This is a genomic window from Halarsenatibacter silvermanii, assembly GCF_900103135.1.
GTDB lineage: Bacteria > Bacillota > Halanaerobiia > Halanaerobiales > Halarsenatibacteraceae > Halarsenatibacter > Halarsenatibacter silvermanii.
In genome coordinates this window covers 23,350-36,793 of record NZ_FNGO01000003.1, presented here as the reverse complement: position 1 = coordinate 36,793, position 13,444 = coordinate 23,350, and the positions used below count along the sequence as shown (strand labels likewise).

Sequence of the window (13,444 nt, the reverse complement as noted above, 5' to 3'; positions counted from 1 at the left end):
CATTAATACTAACACATATTGATCACCGATACAATAAGCTCTGCTGAAGCTTTAATGCAAAAAATTTCGTTTAAAAATATCTGATGTTTCAATGGATTAGTTTACTGAAATAGAGAAGATCAGCTGACGAAACTGATGAAAGTCATCAGCTCGTTTATATCTTCTGCCGGGAAAATGACGGTATATGCATCCTCTCTTACAACTCCGGGATAATTGGCTGCTTTGATGGCATCTTCCTTTCCGGAAAAAACCAGCTGGAGATCATAGGGTGGGGATAACCTGATTTTTTTGGACGCGGTTTCAATCCCGGGGAGCAGATAATTTTTTTGCAGGCAGGATCTGTCACCCTTCGATTTGAGCGCCAATTTTGAATGTATTCTGCCGGTTAGGGGCTGATTCTGGAGGATTTCTTTGTTCTCTCGTGAAAAATTGACTGTACGGGCATCCTCTATTTTAGCTTCCGAACAATTCGCTGCTCTGATGGCATTTTCTAACCTGGCAAAGACGGGCTGGAGATCATGAGGGGTTGAAAGGCTGACATTTTCACGTGAAGTTTTTCTATTTAAAATTTCTTCAGCCTGGCTTTCTATCAGCTGACAGGCTTTATCGGGCGAGAGACTGTGAACTGCCTCGCCCAGTCCTTTTTTTACGAATACAGTTTCGATATCCGGGAGCAGGTTTTTTGTCTGCTTACAGGCTTTTACATCACCCGTTATTAGCGCCGGTTCAACTTTCAGGTTTCTGGCCCAAAGAGAATTCAATATGGCTTCATTTACAGCATGACCGTTGATGGAAATGGCATTGAACCTGTGGGAATAAGCATGGCTTATGACGGCATCCCGGCTGTCCGGTCCGGCGTGATAACCTACAAAAAAAGCCAGATCGAAACTTTCATCCAGGCCATCCATCATGCCACAGGGCTTCCCGCTCAATCCCCTTATGAGCTCAGCCCTGCTGTCGAGCTTTTCAGGATTCAGGTTGCGGGCGGATTCGTGAGCATCTCTGACCACAATTCTCTCAGCTCCGCCGGCAAAAGCACCTCGCACGGCGGCATTGGCTTCTTCTGTCATGAATTGACAGGCCTTTTCGAACTCCGGATTACCTCTTTCTACTTCCTTTTTATCTGTCACCGGAGCTACACCTTCCATATCAACCGATATATAAACTGAAATATTATCCATCATAGTTATTTCCTCCAAAGATAAAAATAAATTATATTCTTCACAATAAGTCGCATCCTTATCCCATGTTAGTGTATATTTACCCTGCTGTCAAAGGATAAAATATTAAGAAAGTTTAGGAGGGATTATGCCAGAGTGGGGATGAAGATAAAAGGGAGGTGTTTATGCCAAAAAAAATTGCACCGGCTATATTAACCGGTGCAGATAAGTAGAGGGATGCCAGATCAAAATTGGATGAGCAAAATTTATTTTGGTTTAGAAAAAGTTGATTGTTAGCTTTGACAAAATAAAAAACCCAACCCTGACAGGTTGAGTGGTTTAGGTGAGTAAGCTATGCAGATCCGGCAAGAGTTGTCGGAGGAAATGAAAAAACAGGATTTGACCGCACCGGTTCTGCATTAGCTTCACCTACATTCCCTGCCATAGGGGAGCTGCAGGCTCAACAACCAGGCAGGTCTCCTGACTTCTGGCCTGGATCGAATTCGACCTTCCCCGCTGCTCCTGCGTACTTAAAGACGGCGAGTGGCAGAGGAATCCGATCTTACCAGTTACAGTGGCGGGCCCGTTCAGGCTTTTCACCTGATTCCCTATTCTCCTCCGACCGTAGCCGGAGGCACCTGATTGCGCCGATATTTAATTTTTATATTATCCTCTATTATATTTTTAAAGATTTATGATGATTCTCCTGCTGAAAACGAAAAAAAATTTCTTATAAGTTGTGGTTTTTCACCAGAACAGTTATTATGAAATTGGCCGGATTATCAGAGCAGCTTGTACTTTATTTTCCGATTTTCGTTAATTATTAATAAGAATGAATTATAATTTTGATTTGTTATATCCCACATTAAAATGTATAATGAATATATAAAGATATTGGCAATGATCTATTTGCTGAGGAGGGGTAAATAAATATGAAAGATCAAGGCAGCCAGAACAAAAATTCAGAATTAAAAATATTTTTGGATTCTCTTCCTCACAATGCCGCGGTCATTGATGCTGGAGGAAAAATTATCTGTGTTAACGAGAGCTGGAATAATTTTGCCAGCAAGAACAATTTAAGTCCTGAAGAATGCGGGTCAGGAATAAATTATCTCGAGGTATTGAGCGAATCAGAAGAAGAGAAAAAAGAGGTAAAAAAAGCTCTTCGGGGTATTAAATCGGTAATTGCCGGGGATAAGCGGAAATTTGTTCAGGAGTACTCCTGCCATTCTCCTGATGAGCGGCGCTGGTTTAAGATGAGGGCAATCCCCTTTCGGCAGGGGGCGCTGGTGATGCACGAAAATATAAAGGAACGCAAATCTGCCGGCATCGAGCTCAAAGAACAAAAAGAAGAGCTGAAGAGAAAAAATCAGAGCCTGGAAGTGCTTTTTTCCGGGAGCGGATCAGCGATTGCCAGACTCGATGAAGAGCATCGAGTTATAGATATCAATGATAAATTTAAAGAGATTTTTGGTTATGAGCTTGAGGAAATAAAAGGCCAGGATATGGATGAGGTGCTGGAAAAAGGGAAAAGCGGCAGCGCCGGCAGGAATTTAACCGAGAAAGTGCTGGAAGGCCAGAAAGTGGTGGACCAGGGGACCCGTTATGATTTTGAAGGCAATCCTCATGAATTCATTATTAAAGGAATACCCATTAAAATAGAGGGAAATTTAGAGGGGATTTATGCAATTTATGAGGAGATAACTGAACTTCGGCGTAGAAAAAGGGAGCTGCGCAGAAGCCGTAAAAAACTGCGTATTACGCTCAATTCTATCGGCGATGCCGTGATTGCCACCGACACCGGAGGTAAAATCACCCGTATGAACCCGCGGGCTGAAAAGCTCACAGGCTGGTTCTCTGATGAAGCAAGGGGCAAAAATCTGCCGGAAGTTTTCGAAATAGTCAGCGCTGAAACCGGCGAGCCGGTACCATCTCCGGTGAAGGAGGTTATGGAGTCAGGCGGAAAAGTGGGGCTGGCCAATCACACCAAACTCATCTCCCGGGATGGCAGAGAATACCAGATCGCCGATTCTGCTTCTCCTATTCGAGATGAAGAGGGAGAAATACAGGGAGCTGTGCTGGTTTTTCGCGATGTCACCGAGAAATATCACATGCGTCGGGAGCTGGAAAAGAGCGAGGAACGCCTGCAGAAGACACTTTCTGTTATTCCGGAGATGGTTTCTATTCATGATCTCGAGATGAATATATTATACAGCAACTGGAAGGGTATTGGAGATGTACCGCCAGAGAGAAGGCAGCTGGATGAAAAATGTTATAGGGTTTATCGAGAAAGAGAGGATATCTGTCCTGATTGTGAGGCGAAAGAGGTGCTGGAAACAGGAGAATCGCTGCAAAAAGAGACCTCTCTTCCCGAGGGGGGCTGGATTGACCTTCGGGTTCTGCCCGTAAAAGATGAAACTGGCGAGATAGAATATCTGGTGGAATGGGTCAGGGATATAACCGAACGGAAAAATAGAGAAGAAAGAATTAAGAAACAAAATGAGAGGCTGGCCAGCATTATCGAGGGCACCAATGTGGGAACCTGGGAGTGGAATGTGCAGACCGGAGAGCAGATTATCAATGAAAAGTGGGCGGAAATGCTGGGTTATTCCCGGGAAGAACTCGAACCAGTAACGATCGATACATGGCGGGAATTGATGCACCCTGAAGATTTAAAAAGGGCTCAGAAAAAGCTGGAAAAACATTTTCGGGGCGAGAAGGAACAGTATCATATTGAAAATCGACTCCAGCATAAAGATGGCAGCTGGGTATGGGTTTTAAACAGAGGACGGGTGTTCACCTGGACCGAGGATGGCAGTCCGGAGTGGATGTACGGTACCCATCTTGACATCACATCCCGCAAGAAAAAGCAGCGTAAGATAGAGCATATGTCCCGTCATGATGAATTGACCGGTCTTCACAACCGAAATTATCTCGAGGAGAAAATCAAAGAGCTGGATTCTGTGTCGAAGCTGCCGGTGAGTATCATTATGCTGGATGTGAATGGTTTGAAGCTGGTGAATGATACTTATGGTCATAAAATTGGAGATAGACTGCTCGATAAAACGGCGGATATTATCCAGGAGTGCACCAGGGAACAGGATTTCGCAGCGCGATGGGCGGGAGATGAGTTTGTGATTCTGCTTCCTCACACCGGAAAAAAGGAGGCCAGAAAGATCTGTGATCGCATAGAAGCCAGGGCCGAAAAAAACAGAATTGCCGATGATATTCCGCTTACGCTGGGGGTGGGGCTTTCAGTCAAGACCAGATTTGAGGAAGATATTTATGAAATACTCCATGAAGCTGAGGATAACATGCAGAAAGATAAGCTCACCCGGAGCAGAAGCGGCAAGAATAAGCTGGTTCAAAACCTGCTGAATACGCTTGCTGCCAAAAGCGATGAGACCCGCGAACATGCCCTGAGAATGACAAAATACGCCCACAGCCTGGGGGAGGAATTTGGTCTGACAAATGGACAGTTAAACAATCTCTCGCTTTTAGCCACCCTTCATGACATCGGAAAGGTAACAATTTCCGAGGATATTTTGAAGAAGCCGGGCGGTTTATCGGACGAAGAATGGGAAATAATCAAGCAGCATCCGGAGAGAGGTTATGTCATAGCTTCAGCTTCGGAAGAATTTGCTCCGATTGCCCGCGAGATACTTTACCATCATGAAAGATGGGATGGCGGTGGGTATCCGGAAGGAATTGCGGGAGAGGAAATTCCACTTCGGTCACGCATTATTGCTATAGTTGATGCCTATGATGTTATGACCAACGGCCGCCCCTATAAAGAGCCCATGAGCAGGGAAGAAGCCCTGCAAGAGATAAAACAATGTGCAGGAGAACAATTTGATCCGAAACTTGCGAAGAAATTCGCGGAATTGATGGAATAGAATTTTAGAATCTTATAAATGAGGTTTTTTACGCACCCATTTAACAGCTGAAGATAAGAAGATCCGAATTTTAATTTTAAAAGGAATTTTGCACTGGATCAAGAAAGAGATAGCCCGTGGGGAGATAATATGACAGGGTTTGATTTTAGAGATATATTAAAAAGCAAAAATTTAGGATATATAGCAGGAAATTTTGGTTCGGAGGGAGAGAAGGAAAGCCTGGAATACACGGTAGAAGAATGGAATTTTATTGCTGGAAAAATTTTGAATCCGGGCAAAAACGCGTCCGGAGAAGATATAATCGCCAGTCTTTCCGATCTGATCGAATTTGATGAGCTGTTCGCAGATTTTTCTTCAGGCGATTCTATTAAAGCTTCAGATAAAATCAGAACAATTATGGCAGATGAAAAATCATACATCAATCCTTCCGGAGAAGAAAAATATATAGAGCTGACCTTTATGATCAATGATAGTTGTGAATACTTGATCATTCTGGATGATATCAGTGAAGAAAAAAATATCGAAGAAAGAATAGTGGAGCTGCAGGAGGAGAGGGAGAGATTTTCCGCCAGTTATCCGGGCATAATCTATAAATGTTATAACAGGTTCGATTGGGAGATGAAGTATGTCAGTCAGGGCTGTAAAGATCTGACCGGTTATAAACCGGAGGAATTGGTCGATAATAGCGTTTTAGCTTATGGTGACCTGATAAAGCCGGGGTATAAAGAAGAAGTGTGGAATAAAATTCAGAACTCCCTTGCTGATAAACAGCCTTTTGAGATCGAGTACAAAATTGAAACCCGGGATGAGGGCGAAAAATGGGTCTGGGAAAAGGGAAGGGGTATTTATAATGATGGAGAGGTAGAAAAGTTATACGGCTTTATCACCGACATAACAGAGATGAAAAGAACTAAAAAGAAAATGCAGCTGATGAAAAAGTCTTTGGAAAAAGCTTCTTTCGCCATTTTTTGGACTGGCCCCCGGGGAGAAATAAAATATGTCAACGACAGAGCCTGTGAAATGCTTGGTTACAGCAGGTCAGAGCTTCTGCAGCTAAAATTTTCCGATATTGATAAAGACGCGGACCCTGAAGGGCGGTCAGGATACTGGCGGCAGCTGATAAAAAATAAAGAGCTGCAGAGGGAAAGAAAATTTATATGCAAAAATGAACGGGTATTTCCTGCCGAAGTGTTATCTCACCATCTTTTTCTGTCAGGAGAGGAATACGAGTTTGTTTTTGCGCGGGATATATCGGGGAGAAAAGAAATAGAGAAAGAGCTTAAAATGAGAGAGGAACAGTATCGGAAAATTTTCCGGACAGCCCCCGTGGGCATTTTAATACAGGATGATCAGGGAAATATACTCGAAGCAAATGATAGATTGTGTGAGATAACCGGTTACAGCCATGAGGAGCTGGAAAGCAGCAGTATATTTGAAACCCTGGTTCCTGAAGAGATAGAAGAAAAAGCGAAAGCGAATATTGATAGAATTTTAGCGGGGGAGGATTTAACGCTCACCGGATTATCGCGCTCCAGTACCGGCAAAGAATATTATGTTCATCTAAAGGAAACAAAGATCAGACTCCCGGAAGGGAGAGAAGGGGTGCTCTCAATGCACCTCGATATAACGGATCTGAAGGAGAAAGAAAGAGAACTGGAGTATTTGAGCTATCATGATAGCCTGACGGGGCTTTATAACCGTTTATATTTAAAGGAGAAGCTGCAGGAGCTGAATACTGAAAGGCAGCTGCCCGCAGGTATAATTATGTGTGATGTCAACGGAATGAAGATTATAAATGAAACTTACGGTTTTAACAAAGGCGATAAACTGCTGATCCGGGTTGCTGAAATATTGCAAAAGAACATTAGAGGTGATGATATTCTGGTGCGCTGGACGGGAGATGAATTTATTATCCTGCTCCCCGGATCTGATATAGAAATGGCTGTTGAAATAAAGGATAGAATAGAGGAAAACTGTAAGGATGCTGTTTTTGAGGAGATTCCGATTAATCTGGGTATGGGAGTAGCTGTCAGGGACACTCTGGAGGAAGATTTTGAAGATGTGCTGGTAAAAGCCGAGGAGAGAATGCGCAGGGATAAATTGACCAAATCGCACAGCACCGAGAATAAACTCGTGCAGAATGTTCTCAATACCCTGGGGGCTAAGAGCGCGGAAACCAGAGAACACGCCGAGAGAATGGCTGATCTTGTTCAAAAACTGGGTGAGAAGATGGGACTGCCGGGAGAGGAATTGAACAAACTTTCTCTGCTGGCAACTCTTCATGATATAGGTAAAGCGACTATATCGGAGGATATTCTGATAAAATCGGATGATTTGACTCAGGAAGAATGGGAAGTAATCAGAGAACACCCTGAAAGAGGTTATAAAATTGCGGTGGCTACCGAGGAGTTTGCTCCTGTAGCCAGAGCAATACTCCACCATCATGAATGGTGGAATGGCAGGGGGTATCCCGAGGGGCTAAAGGGGCAGGAGATACCGCTCATTTCGAGGATGATCGCTATTGTAGACGCCTATGATGTCATGATTTCTGGCCGGCCCTATAAAGCCGCCATGAGCTGCGAAGAGGCTCTGGAGGAAATAGAAGAATGTGCCGGCGAACAATTTGATCCGGAACTGGCGGAAAAATTTGTAGAGATGATGAGGGGGGAGATGTCATCAGAAAATTTATAAAGAGATCAGTAATAATTTTTCTGCTGGCTTGCATAGCTTTGGGTTTAACCGCGTGTTCTCCCGGGGCTGATGAAGATGAGGAGCCGGGAGATGAGGTAGTAGAAGTTGAAGCAGAAGAGGAAAAAGTCGAGCTTGTTTATGTGGAGTGGGATTCGGAGATAGCCAGCACCTATGTGGTGGCAGAAATAATCGAAAACGAGCTGGGTTATGAGGTCGACCTTATGTCAGTAACTCTGACTGCTCTTTACGAGTCGCTGGCTTTGGGAGACAGAGACGGAATGGTGGCAGGCTGGCTGCCTCTGCAAGAAAAATATTACGAAGAGCATAGTGATGATATCGTCAATCTCGGTCCTAATTTTACAGGTACACTGGAAGGACTGGTTGTGCCGGAATATGTGCCGATATCTTCTATAGATGAGCTCGGAGAGCATACCGATGAGTTTGGCGGCCAGATAATAGGCATCGAACCTGATGCAGGGATTATGGATGTTACCCGGGAGGCTATGGAACAATATGAAGCGCTGGAAGAATACGAGCTGGTTACAGGCAGCGATCACACCATGACCACCACCCTGAGGAATGCTTTTGAAGAGGAGGAATGGATAATAGTTACGGGCTGGACGCCTCACTGGAAATTTTTCTCCTGGGATCTGAAGTATCTGGCCGATCCCCGCGGCATTTATACTGAAGAAGGTGAGATTGCCACCATAGTGCGGGAAGGCCTGGAGGATGATATGCCGGAGGTTTATAATTTTCTCGATAATTTTTACTGGGGTGAGGAAGAAATTGGACAGGTAATGCTCTGGATAGTCGAAGAAGATATGACGCCCGAAAATGCTGCCGGGCGTTTTCTTCAGGAAAATCCGGATCTGGTAGAGGAGTGGCTGGAGGATATCGATCAGCAGTAAATGCTGAAATGAGAGGGTGTTGATTTGAATATGGGTGGAGAGGAAAAAATTACTGGAAAATACAAACAGGAAATTTTTATCAGCAATTTTAACCCCTGGTTTGTCCTCTCTGTGGCGGTTACCTTTATACTAATCGTCGTGCTGCTCTGGCAGCTGCAGCGTTCCAGTCGTATGATAAAAGAATTTGAGGAGATAGAAATGTCTCTGGAAAGAGCCTCCAGCGATCTGCGCTATCACAGTCGTAATCTTGAGCTGACGGCCAATCTCGCTGCCGTCACCGGTGATCTCACCTGGCAGGAGCGTTACGAGGAACACAGAGAGCCGCTGACAGATGCCCTGACAGATATTGTCGAGCTGGCTGAAATTGAAGGGGTGGCCCAGGAGGTAGAAAATATGCAGGAACATCTCCAGACTCTGGGAGAGATAGAAAGAGAGGTGTTCGAGCTCATAAGTCACGGCAGACGGGCGGAGGCCGAGGAGAGGTTGAAGGGATGGATATACACCAACCATCAGCATATTCTTTCTCAGACGATTGAAAACCTCACCGCCATCGTAGAAAGACATATTCAGGATAGAATAACAGCAGAAAAACGACTTACTTCTTATCTGCAGGTGACAGCTCTGGGATTTCTTATGCTGCTCATGATCTCCTGGTATATCACCTTCCAGAACTGGCGGGCAAGCGTAAAAGAGCGGCGTCGAAAAGAAGAACAAATCACCTACTTGAGTTTCCATGATCCATTGACCGATATTTATAACCGCCGGTATTTTATGGAGGTCGGCGAGGAGGAGATAGAAAGAGCCCGTCGTTATGACGAGGAACTCAGTCTGCTGATGCTGGATATCGATCGCTTCAAACAGGTCAATGACAGATATGGCCATCCAGCCGGGGATGCCGTGCTGGAAGATCTGGCCGGTCTTTTGAGGGAAAATTTTCGAGAGGTTGATATTCCTGCCCGGCTGGGCGGGGAAGAATTCGGGATTCTCATGCCCAGCACCGATAAAGTACAGGCTTTAAAAGCGGCTGAGAGAATACGTGAAAAAGTGGCAGAAAATTCCACGCAGTATGAGGATAAGGAAATATCTATTACAGTTAGCGTAGGAGTTGCTGATTTTAAAGAGGAGTTTGCTGGCATGGAAGAATTTCTGCAGCTGGCTGATAAGGCTCTTTATAGGGCTAAACAGAGCGGTAGAAACTGTACGGTGGATTGTGACAAACTCTAAACAGTTTTATTTTTCGACAGAAACCTGGTACGGATTTTACTAACTTCTGGGAGGACGGAGAAGATGAATAATTTGAATTTGTACAGGCTGGTGAAGGCTGTTTCCAATGCGATGGATCTTATCAGCAAAGAGGTGGTGGGTCACAATCGCCAGGTGGCCTATATTACCTTTGAACTGGCCCGGGAGATGGGGCTGGGTAAAGATCTGATCAAAAAAGCGACGCTTGCTGGCCTGATTCATGATCTGGGGATATTTTATCTGGGCCAGGATTACAGCGATTTGCGTTTTGATCAGAAGGATAATCGCCATGCCGAAGTGGGATATATTCTGGCTGAGGAGAATTTTCCAGATGAAGATATTGCTAAAATTATCAGGTATCACCATCATGATTGGGATGAGCTGACTGCGGGGTCTGCCGGGGGCGCAGGTGAGTCGGTTAATAGAGAGCAGCTGCTTTTGAGCAATATCATTTTTATGGCCAATATAGTTGTCAATCTGGCCGCGCGTCGGAAGAGAAAGAATATTTTGCTGGCCCGGGATCAGATTAGTCACAGGATCGAAGGAATCCCGGCAGGCAGGGTGAATAATGAAATTTTGGCAGCATTTACAGCCCTTCAGGAACGCGAATATTTCTGGCTGGATCTGACCGATAAAAAGCGTTGTTTGATGGCTCTGGATGATTTTTTCAACGGCAGTAACGGTTCTTTAGTTCAGGAAAAATTTCTGCAGCTGGGGCAGCTGACCGGCTATATAATCGATTTTAGAAGCTCTTTCACGGCCACCCATACCAGCGGAGTGGCCGGGATTGCAGAAAAACTGGCAGAGGATAGAGGTTTTGAACAGGAGAGAACAGCCCTGCTGAAGTTGAGTGGATATTTTCATGATATCGGTAAGCTGGCTGTGCCGGAGGATATCCTGGAAAAACCTGAGTCTTTGACCGATGATGAATGGAGTATCATGAGGACTCACACTTACCATACATATCACTGTTTAAATACGGGTGATGAGCTGCAGGAAATTCGCGACTGGGCTTCTTATCATCACGAAAGGCTCAGCGGTGATGGTTATCCTTTTCAAATTTCGGGAGAGGAGCTCTCGCAGGAAGCTCGCATCATGGCAGTGGCCGATGTATTTACCGCCCTGACAGAGGACAGGCCCTATCGCCGGGGATTGGATTACGATAAGGTGAAGAAAATCCTGCAGGAGATGGCCCGGGATAGGGCTCTTGACGAAGACCTGGTAGCTGCTGTCACGGACGATTTCACGGAAGTTAACTCGCTCAGATTCAATGTGCAGAACAAAGCGGGTGAATATTATCAGGAGTTTGCTGCTGAATCACAGGAGTTATTACAGCGGGATTGAAAGTTATCGATCCCGATGAAAATTTCGATTAAAATTATATGGCCCGATCAATATTCTTCTTTTTTTTAAATTTAAACGACCAATTCATAAAGGCCATAACCCGCGGCTGCTATAAGAAGGATCAGAAATATCAGGGTTACTGCTCCGGGCAGTGCCAGAGGCGATAATTTTTTTTCCTGTTTAACCCTGTCCTGAGCTGTGCGGTATTCTTCTGATAATTCATCCAGCTGCATGTCGGCATAGTGCCACAGGACCTCCCAGACTTTTATCTCCTGACCGTTGCGATAGACTATGGCATCTTTCATGTCTTCCATGGGGGTGCCATCTTCATGTTTTGGTCTGACAGACATAAATGGGAGGTATTTGTTGATTTTGGGCAGATATTCCAGTATGTAATAGTCGGTTACCACTCTGTAAAGTTTATCGCTGCTTCTTTTCAGCTTCTGGTAAGCTTTGGGGTTTTTCAGCTGAGTGCCCTCGCCTGTGTATTTTTCGGCTGAAAGAACTGATCTGCCGGTTGGGACCGGGATGTCCAATCGGGGTATTCTAAAAAGTGTTGCCCTGCGCCTGTCATAGGTATATCTTAATCCTGAAACCTGAAAGAACTGTCTTTCTCCCATATATTCGCTCAAAAATGAGGAGATTTCCAGAATTCTGATAATCTCGCGCTCGGTCAAATAAGTTTCTACCAGGGGATAACCGGGCCTGCCGTCCTCCCCGCGAAAAAGACTCGAGCTTGCTGCCAGCTCATAATAGCTGATTTGATCTTTTGACCAGGGCATTACCCCGGGTTCGAGCCCTCCCCGGATTAAACCGTTGGCCTGAAAGGCAAAATCGATATCACCGCCCAGGATATCCTGAGCCCCCAGTCTCAAGGCATCGGTGAAAAAGTTGCCGAAGGGTGTGTCACTGTAAAGATTCTTGTCGGAAAAAGAAAAGTCCATAGTGAAGGGCGAGGCAAATAGGTCCTCATAGCGTCCGTTCGTAACTTCAGCGGTATAATCTTTGAGCATTTCCGTCTTTTCATCTGTTATTTCGGCTATATCTTTGTCAGGATTTATAGAATCGTCAATTTTCTCAAGATAGGACTGGCCCCTTTCTTCATTTTTTAATTCCAGTGTCCGATCGTCAGGATAAAAGGTGAAATCCAGAACTCCCAGGTATTGCATGTGTTCTCCTGTCTGTACTACTTTAGTGTTATCGACCTCGCGTGGCTTTTCCAGCAGCGTATGAGAATGACCTCCGATGATGAGATCCAGATTTTCCATATTTTGAGCCAGTTCAATATCTTCAGTTAATCCTGAATGAGTTATTGCTATAATGACATCGGCTCCCTGATTTTTGAGCTTATCTATCATCTCTTCAGCGGTGTTTATTCTGTCGGCAAATTCCATGGGTTCTGTACGGGGATTGACCAGTTCGGCATTTTCTCCCAGAAGACCAAAAATGCCCAGAGTCAGCTCAGAAGATATTTTCATGATTTTTGTTCTCTGGATGCCGGCCTCCTGCATTTTATGTCCTTCAGGAATTTCGAGATTGGATGCTATTACAGCAGTTTTTTGGTGGGCTTCTGGATATCCGGCCCTATCTAAATATTCGGCCAGTGCTTTTGGACCATAATCGAATTCATGGTTTCCCAGAGTTACGAGATCATAACCTGCTTCCTGCATGAGATTGAGTTCAACAGCTCTGTCCTCCAGCGAGAGCCAGGCAAAGGGGCTGCCTGCCTTGAAATCTCCGGCCGATACCAGCAAAACTTCTTCAGCCCAATCTTTTCTGGCGTTTTCTAATTCTGCAGACAGCGAGGCCAATCTTTTAATTCCTCCTACGGAAGAATCAGACTTTTGCGGATGATAATCCAGAACTGAAGAGTTAGGTATAAGATGTGAATGTTCATCGTTGGTATGCATGATGGTGAAATTTTGGGGACCGGGAGCGGCTGAAACCCGGGAGAAAAAACTGGATGTTACCAGTAAAACTGCAATTATTTTGAGAATAAGAGCGATCTCAAAACTTAAAAGTCTGGACACGTTTTTAACCCCCTTAAGATAATGCTCCACAGTTAAATTTAGCTCTATTATTAATTTAAAGTCTGCGAGTTATTTTCCTTTCTCAAATTAGGCTGCTTTGATTTGCTTTTATGAAAATTATGTGATAGATTAAGAAAAACATCAGAAAAGTTATCATCAAATAATTTCTCTGA

Annotated in this window: 7 protein-coding genes and 1 riboswitch; of the genes, 5 read left to right on the top strand and 2 right to left on the bottom strand. The window is 44.6% G+C overall.

What is annotated here, in order from left to right; all coding sequences use genetic code 11:
* Window positions 1-119: 119 nt before the first annotated feature.
* A complete protein-coding gene (locus BLT15_RS01995) occupies window positions 120-1,184 on the bottom strand; it encodes a M55 family metallopeptidase (RefSeq protein ID WP_089758160.1) in 1,065 nt (354 codons plus the stop codon).
* Window positions 1,185-1,613: 429 nt separating this feature from the next.
* Window positions 1,614-1,817: riboswitch (cobalamin riboswitch) on the bottom strand.
* A 275-nt stretch (window positions 1,818-2,092) separates the two neighbouring features.
* Here BLT15_RS01995 and BLT15_RS01990 point away from each other — a divergent pair.
* The 5 genes from BLT15_RS01990 (at window position 2,093) to BLT15_RS01970 (ending at window position 11,241) form a co-directional block, all read left to right on the top strand.
* Entirely contained in the window at window positions 2,093-5,056 is a 2,964-nt protein-coding gene (locus BLT15_RS01990; RefSeq protein WP_089758158.1) for a PAS domain S-box protein, read from the top strand.
* Between the two features lie 129 nt (window positions 5,057-5,185).
* Window positions 5,186-7,747 (top strand): PAS domain S-box protein, encoded by a 2,562-nt coding sequence (locus BLT15_RS01985; RefSeq protein ID WP_089758157.1) that lies wholly within the window; start codon window positions 5,186-5,188, stop codon window positions 7,745-7,747.
* A gap of 38 nt (window positions 7,748-7,785) precedes the next feature.
* The gene (locus BLT15_RS01980) at window positions 7,786-8,655 is read left to right on the top strand and encodes a glycine betaine ABC transporter substrate-binding protein (protein WP_159429763.1); all 870 of its coding nucleotides are present in this window, start codon (window positions 7,786-7,788) and stop codon (window positions 8,653-8,655) included.
* A 30-nt stretch (window positions 8,656-8,685) separates the two neighbouring features.
* Entirely contained in the window at window positions 8,686-9,879 is a 1,194-nt protein-coding gene (locus BLT15_RS01975; protein ID WP_234985473.1) for a GGDEF domain-containing protein, read from the top strand.
* Window positions 9,880-9,942: 63 nt separating this feature from the next.
* Window positions 9,943-11,241, top strand: coding sequence for an HD-GYP domain-containing protein (locus BLT15_RS01970; protein WP_089758152.1), 1,299 nt, complete (start codon window positions 9,943-9,945; stop codon window positions 11,239-11,241).
* Window positions 11,242-11,312: 71 nt separating this feature from the next.
* On the opposite strand, the gene BLT15_RS01965 is transcribed toward BLT15_RS01970, so the two are convergent.
* Window positions 11,313-13,271 carry a bifunctional metallophosphatase/5'-nucleotidase gene (locus BLT15_RS01965; protein WP_089758150.1) on the bottom strand — a complete coding sequence of 653 codons (1,959 nt, stop codon included), beginning with the start codon at window positions 13,269-13,271 and terminating at the stop codon, window positions 11,313-11,315.
* Window positions 13,272-13,444 lie beyond the last annotated feature (173 nt).